The organism is Enterococcus sp. SB12 (assembly GCF_030910025.2).
GTDB classification, from domain to species: Bacteria; Bacillota; Bacilli; order Lactobacillales; family Enterococcaceae; genus Enterococcus_B; species Enterococcus_B faecium.
In genome coordinates this window covers 2,063,160-2,082,021 of record NZ_CP175675.1, presented here as the reverse complement: position 1 = coordinate 2,082,021, position 18,862 = coordinate 2,063,160, and the positions used below count along the sequence as shown (strand labels likewise).

18 protein-coding genes are annotated in these 18,862 nt (G+C 38.6%); 12 read left to right on the top strand and 6 right to left on the bottom strand.

Annotated features, from left to right (window positions below; genetic code table 11):
* Window positions 1-84: 84 nt before the first annotated feature.
* Window positions 85-1,245 carry an NAD(P)-dependent oxidoreductase gene (locus RBL01_RS10280; RefSeq protein WP_002318646.1) on the top strand — a complete coding sequence of 387 codons (1,161 nt, stop codon included), beginning with the start codon at window positions 85-87 and terminating at the stop codon, window positions 1,243-1,245.
* Here the strand turns inward: RBL01_RS10280 and RBL01_RS10275 are convergent.
* Window positions 1,222-1,362, bottom strand: a complete 141-nt coding sequence (locus tag RBL01_RS10275) for a hypothetical protein (RefSeq protein WP_002321042.1) — start codon at window positions 1,360-1,362, stop codon at window positions 1,222-1,224. The two genes, RBL01_RS10280 and RBL01_RS10275, sit on opposite strands and share 24 nt — an antisense overlap.
* Between RBL01_RS10275 and RBL01_RS10270 the strand changes: the two genes are divergently transcribed.
* Together RBL01_RS10270 and RBL01_RS10265 are read left to right on the top strand one after the other, a co-directional pair.
* Window positions 1,363-3,222, top strand: coding sequence for an LTA synthase family protein (locus tag RBL01_RS10270; RefSeq protein WP_307781013.1), 1,860 nt, complete (start codon window positions 1,363-1,365; stop codon window positions 3,220-3,222).
* A gap of 109 nt (window positions 3,223-3,331) precedes the next feature.
* Window positions 3,332-3,766 (top strand): hypothetical protein, encoded by a 435-nt coding sequence (locus tag RBL01_RS10265; protein WP_002297703.1) that lies wholly within the window; start codon window positions 3,332-3,334, stop codon window positions 3,764-3,766.
* Window positions 3,767-4,024: 258 nt separating this feature from the next.
* On the opposite strand, the gene RBL01_RS10260 is transcribed toward RBL01_RS10265, so the two are convergent.
* Window positions 4,025-4,186 (bottom strand): hypothetical protein, encoded by a 162-nt coding sequence (locus tag RBL01_RS10260; RefSeq protein ID WP_002287277.1) that lies wholly within the window; start codon window positions 4,184-4,186, stop codon window positions 4,025-4,027.
* Window positions 4,187-4,204: 18 nt separating this feature from the next.
* Entirely contained in the window at window positions 4,205-5,227 is a 1,023-nt protein-coding gene (locus tag RBL01_RS10255) for a lactonase family protein (RefSeq protein WP_002318648.1), read from the bottom strand.
* A gap of 127 nt (window positions 5,228-5,354) precedes the next feature.
* Between RBL01_RS10255 and RBL01_RS10250 the strand changes: the two genes are divergently transcribed.
* A complete protein-coding gene (locus RBL01_RS10250; protein WP_002325988.1) occupies window positions 5,355-5,708 on the top strand; it encodes a PTS glucitol/sorbitol transporter subunit IIA in 354 nt (117 codons plus the stop codon).
* Window positions 5,709-5,719: 11 nt separating this feature from the next.
* Window positions 5,720-6,886, top strand: a complete 1,167-nt coding sequence (locus RBL01_RS10245) for an AI-2E family transporter (protein WP_002287273.1) — start codon at window positions 5,720-5,722, stop codon at window positions 6,884-6,886.
* 91 nt (window positions 6,887-6,977) lie between these two features.
* On the opposite strand, the gene RBL01_RS10240 is transcribed toward RBL01_RS10245, so the two are convergent.
* From RBL01_RS10240 to RBL01_RS10230, 3 genes are all read right to left on the bottom strand, one after another.
* The gene (locus RBL01_RS10240) at window positions 6,978-7,598 is read right to left on the bottom strand and encodes an NAD(P)H-dependent oxidoreductase (protein ID WP_002287272.1); all 621 of its coding nucleotides are present in this window, start codon (window positions 7,596-7,598) and stop codon (window positions 6,978-6,980) included.
* 123 nt (window positions 7,599-7,721) lie between these two features.
* A complete protein-coding gene (locus tag RBL01_RS10235) occupies window positions 7,722-8,681 on the bottom strand; it encodes an IS30-like element IS1252 family transposase (RefSeq protein ID WP_410779631.1) in 960 nt (319 codons plus the stop codon).
* Between the two features lie 175 nt (window positions 8,682-8,856).
* Window positions 8,857-9,153, bottom strand: coding sequence for a rhodanese-like domain-containing protein (locus tag RBL01_RS10230; RefSeq protein ID WP_307781002.1), 297 nt, complete (start codon window positions 9,151-9,153; stop codon window positions 8,857-8,859).
* A 203-nt stretch (window positions 9,154-9,356) separates the two neighbouring features.
* Here RBL01_RS10230 and RBL01_RS10225 point away from each other — a divergent pair, with 203 nt between their 5' ends.
* The 7 genes from RBL01_RS10225 (at window position 9,357) to RBL01_RS10195 (ending at window position 18,861) form a co-directional block, all read left to right on the top strand.
* A complete protein-coding gene (locus RBL01_RS10225; protein WP_002287269.1) occupies window positions 9,357-10,007 on the top strand; it encodes a TetR/AcrR family transcriptional regulator in 651 nt (216 codons plus the stop codon).
* Between the two features lie 15 nt (window positions 10,008-10,022).
* Window positions 10,023-11,750, top strand: coding sequence for an ABC transporter ATP-binding protein (locus tag RBL01_RS10220; RefSeq protein WP_307781003.1), 1,728 nt, complete (start codon window positions 10,023-10,025; stop codon window positions 11,748-11,750).
* Complete coding sequence (locus RBL01_RS10215) at window positions 11,747-13,639, top strand: ABC transporter ATP-binding protein (RefSeq protein ID WP_307781004.1); 1,893 nt, start codon at window positions 11,747-11,749, stop codon at window positions 13,637-13,639. Before RBL01_RS10220 ends, RBL01_RS10215 begins: the two co-directional genes overlap by 4 nt.
* A gap of 332 nt (window positions 13,640-13,971) precedes the next feature.
* Window positions 13,972-14,841, top strand: a complete 870-nt coding sequence (locus tag RBL01_RS10210; RefSeq protein ID WP_002318651.1) for a VOC family protein — start codon at window positions 13,972-13,974, stop codon at window positions 14,839-14,841.
* Window positions 14,842-15,049: 208 nt separating this feature from the next.
* Window positions 15,050-16,075, top strand: coding sequence for a serine hydrolase domain-containing protein (locus tag RBL01_RS10205; RefSeq protein ID WP_307781005.1), 1,026 nt, complete (start codon window positions 15,050-15,052; stop codon window positions 16,073-16,075).
* 38 nt (window positions 16,076-16,113) lie between these two features.
* Window positions 16,114-17,064 carry a mannose-6-phosphate isomerase, class I gene (gene manA, locus RBL01_RS10200; RefSeq protein ID WP_002287262.1) on the top strand — a complete coding sequence of 317 codons (951 nt, stop codon included), beginning with the start codon at window positions 16,114-16,116 and terminating at the stop codon, window positions 17,062-17,064.
* Window positions 17,065-17,157: 93 nt separating this feature from the next.
* Entirely contained in the window at window positions 17,158-18,861 is a 1,704-nt protein-coding gene (locus RBL01_RS10195; RefSeq protein WP_002287257.1) for a PTS transporter subunit EIIC, read from the top strand.
* The last annotated feature ends 1 nt before the right edge of the window (window position 18,862 follow it).

Below are 18,862 nucleotides of genomic sequence, written 5' to 3'. Positions count from 1 at the left end.
TCTTTTTGCTTCTAGGAAGTCAAATGGTAAACAGTTGTCTAATTGCAGAAATTTCGAGATACTTGTTAGTAAGGAGGGGGTTTTATGTATCACGTTCATTTGATTGATGCTATTCCAGAACAAGAGATAGAAAAGTTACAAGGGGAATATTTCAAAATAATAGATGATTTGCCAGCCGAAGGAATAGTTATTCGTAGTACGAAAGTGAAAGATGAATGGCTTACACCAGATTTGCTAGCAATTTCAAGAGCTGGTGTTGGGGTGAACACGATCAACGTTGAAAAAGCTTCTGAAAACGGGACGATCGTCATGAATACACCAGGTGTAAATGCTAATGCAGTAAAAGAGCTTGTTTTGTGCTGTTTGCTCTTATCTTCCCGTCCGATAATCGAAGCAAGTCGTATGGTACAAACACTAACAGGTCCTAATATTTTAGAACAGGCAGAAAACAAAAGAAGTGCTTATGTGGGACGAGAATTGCAAGGCAAAACCATCGGTCTTCTTGGTCTTGGAGCGATAGGCACAAAAGTAGCGCTAAGTTGCTATAGCTTAGGGATGGATGTCTTGGGTTATTCTATCCGCGATGCCCAGTTGGATTATGTTCGGCAAGCAGATTTAGAAACAGTTCTTTCTACCTCGGATTACATCGTAGTCATGCTGCCGTTGACAGAAGATACAAAAGGATTGATCGATCAGGCGAATATAGAAAAAATGAAAAAAGATGCTGTACTTATCAATGTAGGAAGAAGTGAAATTGTTGATAAATATGCTGTTATGCAAGCATTGGAAAAACAACATCTGGCCAAATACGTGACTGATTTCCCAGAAGAAGAGTTCTTAGAAAATGACCGTATACTTATGTTGCCTCATCTAGGGGGATCGACTCAGGAAGCTTTGGCAGACAGCGGACGTTTGGCAGTTGAAGCCTTAAAAGATTATCTTTTGTTCGGTACGGTTAGAGAAGCGGTCAATTATCCATCCGCACGAATGTTTTTCCAAGCGCCGTTTCGATTCACTATATTTTATCAAAAGAAAACCAATATATTAGCAGAGATATTTTCTCTGCTGAATGAGAACGAGCTAGCGATCGCAGATATATCGCGTAACCATAAGAATGAGCATGTCTACATATTGATTGACATAGACAGTACTGCTTTTGAACAGCTCAATCAAGTGAAACAACAGCTAGAAAAAATTTCTGGAGTACGAAAGGTCCGCTTATTAAAGAAACCAGAAAGGCCATAAAGAAAGAGAATATTTGGATTTCATTAATTCTTCTTTCCGTTCTTTACTTTCGAATTTCGTACAACTAAAATAAGAGAAGCAACATTCTTTTATTGATAGAAATGAAGGAGCAAGCATTTGAAAAGATATATAAGCAGACTTTCGACCAAACAGAAAAAGATTTTAAAAGGAACAGCAGCGATCATCAGTATCTTTTTTCTTGTTGTTTTTAGTAATTTATTTTTGCAGTGGTGTCAAAATGATCTATCCGTAGACCTTGCGTTGAAATTTGCTTTTTCTTGGCATACGGAAAAATTCTTCTTAGCCTGTCTCGTCTTGCTGATCATTCTTATTTTTCTGATTGCACTAGCAGGATCTGTCCCTTTAGGTTCCCTTACGTATGTCGTAGCCATCGGTGTATTAGGTTTTGCAAATTATATGAAAATGAGTTATCGGCAAGAACCGATTTATCCAGACGATTTGAAGATGATCACTGAAATCGGATTGCTGAAAGATATGACCGGCACTATGCTGTTTACAGTGATCTTAGCTGCCGCAGGAACCGTGCTAGGATTGTTTTGCTGGTACATGTTTCGAAGCCTGAAAAAAGGAAGGCGATTCCAATTGATCCGATTAACGACACTGCTTGTGGCAATTGGACTGCTAGGGTATATCAGTAATTTCAACAATCCCGATAATTTGTTGCGAAAAGCATATAATAAAACGGCACTATGGATACCTTACAGCCAGAAAATGAACTACTATAACACTGGTTTTATCGGTGGGTTTTTGTACAATCTGAAGGTAGAACCAATGGATGAACCTGAAGGATATTCGAAAGAAAAGATCAAAGAAATCACTGAAAAATACCAGAAGCTAGCCGATGAAAAAAATAAAACTGTAGAGGAAGAGTCGCCGAACATCGTGTTCGTGATGAGTGAAAGTTTCTCAGATCCTAGTCGATTAAACGGCGTAGAAGTATCTGGTGAGCCATTGGCAGATTATTATGAAGTAGCTGATCAAACATATAGTGGCAATATGCTTTCTCAAAACTATGGCGGTGGAACAGCAAATATCGAATTTGAAGCATTGACTGGTTTTTCTATGGCGTTATTTAATGCGCAACTCACCACCCCTTACACGATGCTTGTACCAAAAATGGATCAGCTTCCTTCTATCGTTTTAGCGTTAAACGCACAATCATACCAGACGACAGCGATCCATCCATACAATACTTCGATGTATAAAAGAGAGGATGTTTATCAGACATTAGGATTTGACCAGTTCATCAGCGAGCGTACGATGACCTATACGGATACGATAGAGAATAATCCATATATTTCTGATGAGTCAGCTTACAAAGAAGTAATGACACTTCTCAAGGAAGAAAAAACACCTCAGTTCATTCATTTAGTCACGATGCAGACACATATGCCTTACAATGGAAAGTATGATAGACTGGGCTATTCTGCAGAAATTTCAGATGGAAGTAGGACGCTTGACTTAGAGAATTATCTGCAAGATATTTCCTATAGCAGCACGGCACTGAAGCAGTTCACGGAAGAATTGAAGAATCTTTCTAGAAGGACTTTAGTTGTTTTTTGGGGGGATCATCTGCCAGGGATTTATTCAGATACCATCCAAGCCAAAAATGATAAACAAACATTGCATGAAACACAATTCTTGATGTTTGACAGCAAAGGGAAATTAGAAAAGCAAACGACTCAAGATGCAATCACCAGTCCGTTTTATTTTGCAGCGAATCTAATGGAACAGACGAATCAGACAACAAATGGCTTTTATCAGCTGCTTTTATCATTAGAACAGGAACTTCCGGCGTTTGAACGAGAACTGTACTATCAAAACGGACAGTGGTATAAAGAAGCGCAATTCAATCGCTCGCAACAAGAGATTTACGACGAATATCAATTGATCCAATATGACATTGTCGCAGGGAAACAATATAGTTTAGCAGATGGTTTCTTTGAGCACGAATAAGAATGGCGAGCTGTATAGAAACCATTAAATTTTTTCAAGTACTTGTCATTTGAGGATAAAAACAAGTAGAATAAATAATAACAACAATGGAGAAAGTAGGAAAACGAACATGTTACCGAATATTGGCTATTATGTGCAGTCCATCGATCAAATCGTCAAGGAAACAGAAGCAATCGGAGAAGGAATGCATCCGAAATATGAAGTGATCAGAAACGCAATCGATGAAGGAAAAACAAGTGACCTGGACAAATCGACTCTTGAAGAGATCATCCTGTTATTTGAAGAAGGAACAAAAAAATATCGGGCAATGCTTAAGAAAGTCAGTACTTTGCGTCCACCAGCAAAAGCAATGGGCATTCATAAAAATTTTGAAAAAGCTTATCTTTCATATGTAGCAGGCTGTGAAGAAATGATCCAAAGTATCGATCTTGAATCAGGGGTAGATGAAGATCTATTCAATACATCTGAAGCAAAACAAGACCAAGCGACAGACCAATTGACAGCTGCCATCCAAAAAATGACTAATTTGTTGTTGAAAAAATAAAAGAAATCTTTGATAACAATAAAAACTAGAGTTATCTAATATAAATGTAATATTACCTTTATGATAGAGTGATCAAAATCCTTTATGATAATGACATACCTATAACCAACAACAACCTTGTACTTACTCAAAATCGAGTAAATACTCCTTTTCCGTCGAGTCTAACCATCTCGGCGGTTTTTTATTTGTAGAAAAGAACATCAGGATAGACGGAAAAGTCTTGTCCTGATGTTCTTTTCAGATAGTATGGAAAGCTGATTAGTTTTCTACATTCTGTACATATTGTTCAAAGTAGTTCTGTAAATCGGCTTTGAGTTTCTGATATTCCTCTTCGCTATACTCTTTATCTTCGATTTTCCCATCAAAGAAAGGAATATTTAGTTCTTCCCGTAGTCTGTCTAATACGTCTTGCTGATTCATTTCATTCTCCTTTTCTTACTAACGATCAAAATAAACACAGACACATTCTGGTGCATAGACATCTTTTTTCAGTAATTCCAGTAATCCTGTTTCAGGATGACGGCGATATAATGTCAGATTATCGGTATTCTGATTGGCACACACGACAAAATTATTGCTTGGATCTAGTGCGAAATCGCGGGGGAAATCCCCTTCTGTTGAGATAATTTGCTTGTTTTGAATGTGGGAACCATCTTCAAAAACTGCGAATACAGCAATCGAGTTATGTCCTCGGTTAGAAGCATAAAGGAACTTGCCATCATTTGAAATGCGGATAGCTGCCCCTCCATTTTCACCGTCGAATTCTTCTGGCAAGGTCGATATTTTCTGTAATTCTTCAAAAGCACCTGTTTCTTTATTATAAGAAAGCACGCGGACTGTGCTGTCTAATTCACCAAATAAATAAGCGAATTGTCCATTTGGATGAAAGACAAGATGGCGAGGGCCTGTTCCTGGCTCTGCAGTGAAGGTAGTTACAAGATTCAATTTGCCGTTTTCGGACACATCATAAGTATACACACGATCTGTACCAAGATCACATACGACTAATCGTTGGTCAGGAGTCAGATCCGTATAATGGACATGCGCATGATCTTGGTTTTTATGAGGACCTGTCGTTTCTTGATGGAATATTGAATCTGCTGCTTTCAGTTCGCCATCTCCTAATATATGGTAGACATTTACTTCACCTTTATGATAGTTCGCCCCGTATAGTAATTGACGTGCTTCATCAACCGCTACATAACACAAAGGAGCGCCAGACTCTGTTACCGCATTCAAAAAATGAAAATCCTTATCGTACGCACCGGCACCACCTAATCCATCCACACTAGTAACTGTGTAAAGATTGCCAGCTTTACTTTTTGCTACATAGGTAGGGCTATTTTCTTCAACAGCTAATGAAAGGTTGGCTAATTCTTCTTTTTCTGTATCAAGGTCGATCGTATAGATTCCTTTACTTTCGCGACGCGTATAGGTTCCTAAAATTATCTTTTCGATCATATGAACTGATTCCTCCTAATTGTAATGAAATAGTTTTCGTTTTTATTCTATCACATAATTATTCCACACGGCTAAAGAATGAGAATGTGTTATACTGTTTTTGAAAGCAATTAAAGGAGAGAGTGCAATGATTCAGGCAAAGATTACAGAAATTGGGACAGAAGCAATAAACAAGGAAGAACCCGTGCTGATTTTGTTCGATAAAACAGCAACAGCTGCCTTACGAAAATATTCGGTGATTCAAGAAGTATCAAAAGACGAACCTTTTTCTTTGAAAGCAGGCGGAACAATTGCTTTTGATGATCAGGTATATACGATCGATTATGTCGGTCCGATGGCCAATGGGAATTTAGAGACAGTAGCTCACGTATCATTGATTTTTGATGCTTGTCCAGAAGAAGGACAAATTGCAAATGGAATCTATCTTCATCCGCATAGACTGCCTGCTATTGGTTTGGGAAGCCAAATTTTTTATAACTAACAGGAGGAATTATGGAAGGAAAAAATAAGAAGAATAGACCGGTGTCGTGGTTTTGGCGCTGGTTTTTAAATAATCAAGTAGTCACAGCCTTACTTGTTGTATTGTTAATATTGCTGATCGTCTTTTTATTTACAAAAGTTTCATATTTGTTTGCACCAATCTGGCAATTTTTAGCAATCGTAGGTCTGCCTATCATTTTAGCAGGAATCTTGTATTACTTGATGAATCCGGTAGTTGATTACTTTGAAAAGCGAAAAGTACCAAGGCTTTACAGTATCATTGGGCTGTTTGTTTTGGTTGTTGCACTAATCGCATGGGGGAGCGTAGTGATCATCCCTAAGATTCAGGAACAAACAGTGAGCTTCATCAGTAACTTCCCTCAATATGTAGATACGATTGATAATAAATTAACCGAGATTTTGCGGGACCCGCTGTTCAACCAATTTCGCGAACAGTTGGAAACAGCAGGTGATAAGTTCATGAATTCGGCAGGCGATATGATCCAAGATATATCTAAGAGTACAGTTCAGAGTCTTGGAAGTTTTGTTGGCGCGGTAGCGACTATTTTAGTGGCTCTGCTGACGATGCCGTTTATCTTATTTTATCTATTGAAAGACGGTAAACAATTAGCACCTTATTTTGTCAAATTTTTACCGACACGCATGCAAAAACCGACGTTGAATGTGCTGAGTGAAATGAATAGTCAAGTTTCTTCTTATATAAGAGGACAACTAACTGTGGCTTTTGCTGTGGCAATCATGTTTATGATTGGTTTTGCGGTCATTGGTTTAGAGTATGCTGTCACGTTGGGGATTATTGCGGGTTTTTTGAACCTGATCCCTTACTTAGGATCATTTTTAGCGATGATTCCGGCTATCTTTTTAGCCATTGTAGCAGGTCCATTCATGATCATCAAAGTACTGATCGTTTTTGCAGTAGAGCAGACAATAGAAGGACGCTTGATCTCTCCATTAGTACTAGGGAATCAGTTAGCAATCCATCCAGTAACGATTTTATTAGTTCTGCTGACTTCTGGGAAATTATTCGGAATCATCGGTGTGATCTTGGGGATTCCTGTTTATGCAGCAGCTAAAGTAGTGATTACTCATGTTTTTGAATGGTACACAACAATCTCTTCTCTTTATGAAGAAAATCCGTTGAAAAAGCAGAAAGAATAACAAAAAGAGACAGATGGGAAAATATCCAAGGCACAAATGCTGCTTTGAAGATTTTTTCCTCTGTCTCTTTTGTATGCATTTATCTCAATTTTTAAAATGATTTACCTAAAGCAGCAGCTTTATCTAATGCATTTTGCATCAACTCATCTGCACGGTCAGGGTCATAATCGATTCCTTCGATGAATAGCTGATCTACTTGATCGATGCCTACAAAGTTTAAAATACCTTTTACATATTGAGAGGCAAAGTCTTGTCCGTTGTATACACCGCCATTAGATTGGATGTGCAGTGCTTTTTTACCTGTCACTAATCCTTCTGGCCCGTTTTCTGTATAGCGGAACGTTTTTCCAGCTACATTGACGGTATCGAACCAAGCTTTTAATTTTGTTGGGATATTTAGATTCCATAAGGCGTTTGCGATAACGATTTTATCAGCAGCAAGGAACTGATCAGTCAATTCATTGAAACGAGCAATTTTTTGTTGTTGACTTTCTGATAAGGAAGTGAATTCTGCACCAGCACGTAATGCTTCCCAACCTGATAATAATTCTTCATCGATTTCCGGAATATCATCGCGATAAAGTTCCAAAACAGTCACTTCATCATCTGGATGATTTTCTTTATAACTTGTTAAAAAAGACGTCAATGCCTTAACTGTGCGCGATTCTTCTGCAGTTAGGGGATGACCTTTGACTACTAAAACAGATGCCATATGCTTACCTTCTCCTTTTATTGCTATGATTGTTATAACTATGACTAACAAAATCAGTTTACTCGAAAAAGAAAAGGCTATCAAGTCATATTGATAAGGTTGAAGAATAAATAATTTGATTTGTCAAATTAAGCTAGACAAAATATCTTCATTCATGTAACTCATAAATACTTCCAGGGGTGTTTGATAATCCAAGGACTTTCGTGGAATATTGTTTCTCTTATTCGCCACTGAAGAGATAAAAGCTTGGTCGACTTGATTAAAATCCATGTTTTTTGGCAGACCATCTTTTCGCAGCAAGCCATTGGAATTTTCATTCAGTGCTCGTTGCGAAGGAGTCCCTGGATCAGCGAAATAAATAGCGATGTCATGTTGGTTACTTAAAGCCTTCCAATTAGAGAATTCTTTCCCACAATCAAAGGTAATGGATTTAAATAAATGTCTGGGAATCGATCCAAACCAGTGGTTCAGAGTATTCTCAATATCGATCGCCTTGCGCCCCTCGGGCTTCAAGGTGATGATGATTTTCGATAGACGTTCTACCAAAGTTATGACAGCACTCTTATGATGAATGCCTACAATGGTATCGCCTTCGATATGGCCGAACTCTTCTTTAAATGTCGGGTAATCAGTTTCTCTTTCAACGATATTCCGTTTAAAAGCCTGTTTTCCTCGGCGTTCTTGATGTCCATTTGGTTTCCGCTTACCCTTCATGGGCAAAGTCGATTCATCGAACACCTTTTCCTTGAACTGGCGATAAAGGGTTCTTACGGAACAGCTGATTGGTTTCTCTTTACGCCCAATGATAATGTCTGGCGTCCAGCCTTGGGCAATTTTTTCTTTAATGTAGGACTGTTGTTTCTTTGGCAAGACGATGTTTCGTCTGCCACACCGTTTCTTATTTTCTTTATACTGTTGGTAGTATTCAAGGGCCGTATGGCCTTCTTTCAAGAAATTAATGACGTTATAAATCGGTGTTCGAGATCGTTTCAGGTACTCAGCAATTTTCACAATTTTGATGTTTTGGTGGTAGTAAGACTCTATCATCACCAGTTCATCCGTGGTAAGATGGGTGTAGGTCATTCGTGATCACTCCTATGTTTTCTTTAGTCGGAATTACATTTTGAGTGTAGCACGAATGGCTTATTTATTTGTCTAGCTTAATTTTACAATCGGCGTAACTAAAAAAAGACAGGATATAAAAGAGGCTGTGACACGATTTTTTGTCACAGCCTCTTTTGAATCTAACAAGCAATATTCAAGCAACACTCGACTGAAGAGCTTCCATCCCACCAATGATATAAACAGCACGAAAACCATTAGCAGTAAGTTGATCGGCTAATGCTTCTGATCGCCTGCCTGTATAGCTTAGAATATAATAAAGTTTCTTTGGATCTAGATTTTTTAATTGTCTTGGCAAGATAGGAGCGGGGATAGAAAGCGAGTGGCTTAAGTGGTTTTTTGTGTAATCTAAGGTATTTCTTGTATCTAAAACGATGCTGTCAGCATCGAGAGGCAATTTATTGAAGTCTTGGACACTAATTGATTGGGCCATTTATCTCATCCTTTGTTTAGTATGTGGCTATTTTAATGGGCAACTCTCATTAATTCAAATGGAAGGATTCCTCTTATCACTTTTTTAATGTATCGGATGATAATGAAAAAAACTATGCAAATGTCTTGCAAAACAGGTAGGAGGTGTTATGATGACATAGCGTCATATGACAATGTGTCATCTTGAAAGAAAGGAGGATCCATATGCCGACACAGACATTTTTCCATTTGCCTAAAGAAAAACAAAAAAGACTAATCGAGGCTGCGAGAATCGAGTTTTCTAGAGTACCCTTAAAAGAAGCTTCGATTGCTAATATCGTCAAATTAGCGGATATCCCTAGAGGCAGTTTCTATCAGTATTTTGAAGATAAAGAGGATCTTTATTTTTATTACTTTGAGACAATGAGACGTGACAGCTCTAAAGATATGTTACAACTAATGAAAGAATCCGATGGTGATCTATTCAAAGGATTCGAATCCTATTTTTCTAAAATGATTTATGAGATTTTGGAAGGCGAGAATGCTTCTTTTTATCGTAATTTGTTTATGAACATGGATTACCGTGCCTCAAGAAAAGTCGCTCCTCATACGAGTCGCCAAAAAACGCCTCACGATCCACATAAAGAACACAAACAAGATGCAAAAGAGTTGCTTGAATTGATTGATCGGACGAAGCTGAAAGTAAAAAATGATCATGAATTGGAATTACTGATCCAATTAGTGATGAATACTGTATTTACAACAATTGCGCATTCGTATCGCCTATTTTCAACATCTGAAGATTACTCAGTAGAGCAAGCAATCAGTGAATTCAATTTGAAACTTTCTTGGCTGAAAAACGGAGTATATAAATAGAAAGAAGGGAACTAGATGCTAAAAATCGTAAAACGGATCTCCTTGACTTCAGCAATTGCAGCTGCAGTTTTCATGGTGATCCAAGTACTGGCAGATTTATATTTGCCGACACTTACCTCCAATATTATTGATAAAGGGGTAGCGCAAGGAGATGTCGATTATATTTGGCATACAGGTTTTGTGATGATCGGCTTTTCTTTGATCAGTATCTTAGCTGCTATCGCAAATACATTTTTTGCTACTCGTGAATCACAGAAACTGGGTAAGCAATTGCGTACGGATGTCTATAAAAAATCAGAGAGTCTGACAAAAGATGCGTTTGATAAATATGGAACGGCCTCTTTGATCACAAGAACGACCAATGATGTGACTCAAATCCAAATGGTTACACAAATGTTTTTACGTATGATGATCAATGCACCAATCACGTTGATTGGCGCGAGCATACTTGCTTATCAAAAAGATCATCAGTTGACAAAAATCTTCTTAGTCGTCATCCCAGTAATGATTATTTTGATCGGCGGAATCATGTACTTTGCTGTTCCATTATTCAAAAGTATGCAAAAGAAAACTGACCGTTTAAACCTGGTATTTCGAGAAGGATTGACAGGGGTCAGAGTGATTCGAGCATTCGATAAGACACGCTTTGAAGAAAATCGTTTTGATTTAGCGAATAAAGATTATACAAATACGGCAATCAAAGTTAATACGATCGTCGCATTGATGATGCCGATGATGACATTGATCATGAGCGGTACAAACGTAGCAATCACTTGGTTTGGTGGACACTACATAGCAGATATGACTTTGGAAGTCGGTAATCTGATTGCATTTATGACTTATGCGATGCAGATCTTGATCAGCTTTATGATGCTTTCCGCTATTTTTATCATGGTGCCTCGTGCACAAGCTTCAGCTGACCGTATTAATGAAGTGTTGGATGAAAAAATCGGTATCCATGACCCTGAAAATCCTAAAACAGTTTCTTTTGCTGGAAAAAACGCAACATTGGCCTTCAATCATGTCAATTATCGATATCATGGAGCAGAAAAACTTGCATTGGAAGATATTGATTTCCAAGCCAAGTCGGGCGAGATCGTCGCAATCATAGGGGGGACTGGTTCAGGTAAAACGACCTTAGTCAATTTGATCCCTCGATTATATGACATCGAATCTGGTTCGATCCAAACAAATGGAACGGACATTAGTGACATGACTCAATATAATTTGCGAGAATTAATGGGCTTTGTTCCTCAAAAAGCAGTTCTGTTCTCTGGAACGATCCGAGACAATATGCAGTATGGTAAGCCGGATGCAACAGATGAAATGATTTGGAAAGCATTAGAAATCGCACAAGCTAAAGATTTTGTTTCAGAGATGGAAGATGGCTTAGATAGCCATGTGGAACAAGGAGGAGGAAACTTCTCTGGTGGACAAAGACAGCGTCTGGCAATTGCACGGGCATTAGTCAAAACAGCAGATATCTATGTGTTTGATGATTCCTTCTCAGTGTTGGATTTCAAAACGGATGCCAATCTTCGCCAAGCATTGAAAACGAATATGAAAGAAAGTATCACCGTTTTAGTTGCTCAACGAGTAAGTACAGTAATGGATGCAGATATGATCCTTGTGCTAGATGAAGGAAAACTGGTTGGCAAAGGAACACATGAAGAACTATTAGCAACAAACGAAACTTATCAAGAAATCGTTCATTCACAACTAAGAGAGGAGGACTTAGCATGAGTAAAACAAACACACGTCCCTCTCATGGACCAGCAGGCGGTCCAGGACATGGTGGACCTGGCAGAAATCTCGGTGTAAAAGGTGAAAAGCCTAAAAATTTCTGGGGAACGGTACGCCGATTGTTTGGCTATATGTCTAAACGTATGGTTGCGATCATCGCTGTATTTGTACTAGCAATAGCAGCCGTGATCTTCCAAATTCAAACACCAAAGGTCTTGGGGAAAGCAACCACAGAAATGTTCAAAGGTGTAATGGCTGGCGCTCAACAGATGCAACAAGGCCAACAAGTAACAAAATTTCCGATAGACTTTGATAAAATCGCGCAGATCATTGCGACAGTAATCGTGATGTATTTGATTTCTGCTGTATTCAACTTTTTACAGCAATTTATTATGACACGTGTTTCCCAACGAACAGTTTATGAATTACGTCATGATTTGGAAGCCAAAATGAATCGTGTACCGATTTCCTATTATGATACACATACAAATGGGGATATCATGTCTCGAGCAATCAATGATATGGATAACATCGCAAGCACGCTGCAGCAAAATTTGACTCAATTTGTAACTAGTGCAGTCACATTGATTGGGGTCATCGTGATGATGCTTTCAATCAGCTGGCAATTGACGTTAGTCGCGTTATTGATGATCCCTTTAAGCTCGATCATCGTTATGATCGTAGCGCCGAAATCACAAGTGTTTTTCGCAGATCAGCAAAAAAGTTTAGGTTTATTGAATAACCAAGTAGAAGAAACATATGGTGGTCATACCATTGTTAAAACATTCAATCATACTGAAAAAGACCAGGAAGTATTTGAAAAAGAAAATCAGAATCTGTATGCCGCTGGTTGGAAAGCTCAATTTATTTCGGCAATCATCATGCCGTTGATGAATTTCGTTAAAAATCTAGGCTATGTGTTCGTCGCTGTACTAGGCGGAGTAAAAGTTGCAAATGGGAACATGACATTAGGGGATATTCAAGCGTTCTTGCAATATACAACACAGTTCTCTCAACCAATCACTCAACTTGCAAGTTTGATGAACACTATCCAATCAACAGTTGCTTCAGCCGAACGGGTATTTGAAGTGTTGGATGAAGAAGAGATGTCCAATGAAAAATCTGGCCTTCCAGAAGAAAAAGATACACCATACAAAGTTCGTTTTGAAAATGTTCAATTCGGCTACACACCAGATAACTTGCTAATGACTGATTTTAACTTGGATGTCAAACCTGGTGAGATGGTCGCTATTGTAGGTCCGACTGGTGCAGGGAAGACGACACTGATCAACCTTCTTGAACGGTTCTACGATGTTTCTGGAGGTAGTATTCGTTACGATGGTGTAGATACCCGTGATCTTTCACGTGATGAATTGCGCGCACAGTTTTCAATGGTACTGCAAGATACTTGGCTGTTTACAGGAAGTATCTATGACAATATCAAATATGGGAACGACGATGCAACAGACGAACAAATCATTGAGGCTGCTAAAGCTGCTCACGTAGACGATTTTGTTCGTAAATTGCCAGAAGGATATAACACTGTATTAAACGAGGATGCAAGCAATATTTCGCAAGGGCAGCGTCAGCTAATCACAATTGCGCGGGCATTCTTAGCAAATCCAGATGTCCTGATCCTTGATGAAGCAACATCTAGTGTAGATACACGAACAGAAATATTGATTCAAAAAGCGATGAACCGCCTATTGGAAAACCGGACAAGTTTCGTTGTTGCTCACCGCTTGTCTACAATACGCGATGCAGACAACATTATTGTGATGAATCATGGTTCGATCGTAGAAACAGGAAACCACGATACATTGATGGAAAAAGACGGATTCTATGCAGATCTTTATAACAGTCAGTTTTCTGAAGAAGAAGCTTCATAGAATAGTACAAATTTATTATTTTTTTTAGGGGATGTGACAAAAGTCGTGTCACAGTCCCTTTTTCCGAATAAACGGTGTTCAATCAGCTGTCCCTCGGTATTAGCTCAAAAAACGGCAAAATATGAGGAGCTATTTTTGTTTGGCTGTTCTTATTACTTGATGCAGAACAGCTTTTTCACAACCTCTTTTTATAAGAGTTTTTACTCATTAATTTACAAAAAACAAGCAAAATGCGAATTTTCTCACATTTTTTTAACAAAATCAAAGTTATTGCTTGAAAGAAGAAGAATCCATCGTTAAAATAAAGCTTGACGTAGAGGGGAGCAAGAAATATGAAAGATTTTCAATTGGGGGCTGCCACCTATTTAAAAAGTGTAGCCATTCGGGTGAAAGACCGAGATAAAATGATTGATTTTTACAAGAACGTTGTTGGCTTTGATTTGAAAAGAGAAGAAAACGAATTAGCCATTTTAGGAACAGAAGAAGCTGGAAGTGAAATGTTGCTGCTGGAAGAAAGTCCTAGAGCGAATGATCACATGGGGGAGATCAAAAAGCTGAACCGTTTTTCATTGATTATCCCTAGCACAGAAGAAATGGCAGATATCCTTTGTCGTATCCGTAAAATGAATTATCCAATCAAAGAAGCTTTAGAAGATCATGGACGTATGGGGATTTTGCTCGTAGACCCAGAAGAGAATGAATTGGAAATTTACCATGAAGAGAATAAGAACGACCAAAGAGAAATTCCGGAAACAATGGATCAAGAAGCATTATTAAGAAAATCTGAAGAAAAATTCAGTAAACTATCAACAGGTTCTTATTTTGAAAAAATCCATTTAAATGTTACTAACTTAACAAAAGAACGCCAATTTCTTAATCATGTACTTGGTTTGAAGGTACATAATGAAGAAGAGGGCATCCATGTATTGAATGAAGGAGATTTCCATGTTGGTTTGACAGAAGCTAGCGGAGGCGCAATTGATTTGCCTACAGATGAATTGATTGGACTTGATTTTCTGAAATTCATGATCGATACTGAAAGCATGGAAGGACTGATTGCTCACTTGCAGCAACTATCAGTTGATTTCTTCTTAGACAAAAAGCACACAGTACTCACAATCTATGATGCTATAGGAATCGAATGGTGGTTCGTCAGTGAGCCAAAAGAAAAGAATAAAACTGACATTCGATGCGACGCTTAACTTTTTCTTTCTTAACGATTGTCGCATGTCTCGTCATTTTATGAACGGTCATACTATCGCTTATTCTAGAGATAGAAAGAGAAAATAGTATACCGGAGGAAACTGCGCGGTTTTTCGCGCAGTTTTTTTGTGTAAAAAAGGTTGATTCCTCATAGATTAAGCTTTAAGCTTGGACTGTAAGAATCTGATAGAAAAGCAGGAGAAAAAGATGTATCCACACACGAAACAGCTTATTTTGAAAAAGATGGAAGAAGGATTTTATCCAGGTGTAGCAGTCGCCTTCATAAAAGAAAATCAAGTAGAAACATTTACAGCCGGCTTTGCCCAAGTCGTTCCTGAAAAGCAGCTGATGACAGAAGATCTGTTGTTTGATGCAGCCTCACTGACGAAAGTCGTTGCAACCACTTCATTAGTTTTACGTCTATTAGAAGATGGAAAGATAGAACTCGATCAACCGCTTCATAAATATCTTCCTGAATTTGAAAATCAGACAATCACTTTGCGTCATTTACTGACACATACTTCTGATATCAAAACATGGATACCAAACAGAGATAAGCTATCTCAGGAAGAATTGATCGCCGCTTATTTGAAGCTAGAACCAGGTGAGCAACTAGGAAAAGAAGTAAAATATACAGATGCCGGAACGATTCTTCTTGGATTGATGCTGGAAAAAATTTACCAAGAAACTGCAGTGGAAATCTTTCAAGAACAAGTATTGGAACCATTAGGAATGATGAACAGCTTATTTCTTCCTTTTCCTTCCAAAAAAATCGTTCCCACAGAACAACTGCCTTCGAGTGAGGTTTTGCGTGGAAAAACTCATGATCCGAAAGCAAGAGTTTTAGCTGAACATGCAGGGAATGCTGGGCTCTTTATCGATTTAAACGACAGCATTACTTTTGTCCAAATGTATTTGAACAAGGGAAAAATCCGTAATGGTCGGTTTTTAGAAGAAGAAACGATTGATTCTTTACTGCAAGATCAAACACCGAAAAAAAATGGCTATCGTTCTCTAGGGTGGGATTTAAAAAAAGATGTAGAAGACGGTCATGCGATTCTTTTTCATACTGGTTATACAGGTACGTTTTTCTTGATTGATATAAAAACACAAGAAGCGTTGATATTTTTGTCAAATCGCGTACATCCTGTCGATCATCGTGCGGAGTACCTAACGTGCCGAGATGAAATTGTTGAAAACTTTTTGAAAGAGAAAGCGGTATTACCGAAATAATGCTATAATAGCTATGAAAAATGAGAGGAGTTTGAACTATGCAGGAACCTATGTTTTTAAAACCAGTTTTTCAAGAGAAAATTTGGGGAGGAAGCCGTTTACGTTCAGTCTTCGGTTTTGATATCCCTAACGATAAAATCGGAGAAGATTGGGCGATCAGTGCGCATCCTCATGGTGTCAGTGTAGTAGAAAATGGCGAATTCAAAGGGAAAAGATTAGATGAACTATGGTCAGAACACAAGGAATTGTTTGGCCATCCTTCAGAACCAGTGTTTCCATTATTGATCAAGATCTTAGACGCAGAAGATGATCTATCTGTACAAGTACATCCAGATGATGCCTATGGGATGAAACATGAAGGTGAATTAGGAAAAACTGAATGCTGGTATATCATCGATGCTGAACCTGGTGCAGAAATCATCTATGGTCATCATGCGAAGACAAGAGAAGAACTAGCTGAGATGATCAAAGATGGGCGCTGGGATGACCTTTTGAAAAAAGTACCAGTTAAAAAAGGTGATTTCTTTTATGTACCAAGCGGAACGATCCATGCTATTGGTAAAGGAATCATGATTTTAGAAACACAGCAAAGTTCTGACACGACTTACCGCGTGTATGACTACGACAGAAAAGATGCGCAAGGACAAACAAGAGAGCTGCATATCCAACAATCGATCGATGTAACAACTGTCCCTGCGAAAACACCAGAATTACAAATCAAAGAAGTCCGAAAAGGGAATTCATCGATCGTCACTTATTTAGAAACTGAGTTTTTCAATGTATATGAGTGGGATATTAAAGGAATCACATCTTTCAAAAAACAAGCCCCTTATACATTGATGACGGTAATCGAAGGAGCAGGAGACCTTGTCGTTGACGGAAAAACATATCCATTAGAAAAAGGAACAAGCTGTATTATTCCAAATGGCGTTTCTGAGTGGGCGGTCCAAGGTGAACTAGCAATCATTGCGTCTGAACCAGGCAAATAGTTCCCAGATAGCTGAAAGCAGCAGACGGTTTTTCGTTTGCTGCTTTTTCTACATAAAATCCGTCCATCAATAAATAGAAGTATGGTGAAAAAGATGGAATACAAATGGAAAGCAAACAACAGCAGTCGCGTGTCTATGAAACAACTGAGAAAAGCTGGACATCACTTAAATGAAATGATCATGCCAAATCTAAGTCTGTTTATCGCTTGGGGAATCTTGTCATTAGCAACAAAAGGTGTGTCTGGCGATTTACACACCACATTAGAAGAGGTATGCCATTGGATGATCCAGCTGCTTTTACCCATCTTGATCAGTTATTCAGGCGGGAAATCGGTAGGGGGACAAAAAGGGGCAGTCGCCGGTGCAATTGCTTCTTTAGGGTTGATCGCTCGTTCCAATGCTCCACAAATCGTAGGAGCGATGATTATCGGGCCGCTTGCCGGCATCGTATATGAACAATTTGTTTCTAGATTCCATGTGAAATTCAAGGCTGGATATGAAATGCTTGTCAGCAACCTACTAGTAGGACTGACTGGTAGCGTTATTTGTATAATTGGAATCGTTTTTATTGAACCAGTTTTAAATAGTGTTCACTTGTTGCTCGCCTCCGTTGTGTCTTGGCTAGTCACAATGAATCTGTTACCACTTGTCAGTCTGATCTTAGAACCTCTAAAAGTACTATTTTTCAATAATGCAATCAATCATGGTGTATTGACACCTTTAGGAATCGAATTCTCACAAACAGTCGGGTACTCTTCCTTATTTTTGATGGAGGCAAATCCTGGACCTGGTTTAGGGATCTTACTTTCTATCCTTTGTTTTGCAGAAAAACAGGAAAAAGTAAATGCGAGTGGAGCATTGATGATCCATGCGATTGGCGGGATTCACGAAATCTATTTTCCATTTGTCTTGCTGCGACCGTATCTATTTTTAGCTGTAATGGCTGGTGGGGCAAGCGGCACGTTGATATTTCAATGGTTAGATACGGGATTAGCTGCACCTGTATCGCCTGGGTCACTACTCGTGATTTTTGCCAATGCGCCTTATCCACAACTAGCTGGGGTAAGTATAGGGATAGCAATCAGTACATTTGTGACCTTCATTTGTGCAGCGATACTATTGAAATTACCAAATAAAGAAAAAGAGAACAAAACGGTCAAAGAAAGGGGAGAAATCTTGGAACCATCTATCATTCATTCCGTCATTTTTGCTTGCGACTCAGGTATGGGATCAAGTGCTATGGGAGCCGCCCTGCTGAAAAAGAAATTAGCAGCAGAAAAAATCGATCTTTCTGTCGGATACAGCTCTATCTATGAATTGAATAACCAGGTAAATCAGCTGGTTATCGTGCAACATGAACTAGCGGGTCTTGCAAGAGAAAAAGTACCTCAAAGTCAAATCTATGTACTGGATCACTTTTTGGAAACAGATATCTTGCTGTCACGAATAAAAGAAGCGATCCAATTTCCAAAGCGGGAAGAAAAAAAAGAGATAGCAGATATCACAGAACAAAAAACGTCGCCTGCTAATATTGTATTTTTGTATAAAAACAACAGACGCGGCTCACAAACTATGGGCATGACGATTTTAAGTCAATTAGCAAAAAAAGCGAAAAAACAGTTTGTTATCTCAAAAGAATCAATAGAAAAAATCAAAATCCAAGAAGAAACGATTTATATCGCACAAAGAGAACTAGCTGTAACTGAACAGCTAGAAGAAAAGATCCCTCGGCTAGTTCTAGTTGAACATTGGGTAGCTACGAATGAATACGAAAAACTCGTGAAGGGAGAAATATAAG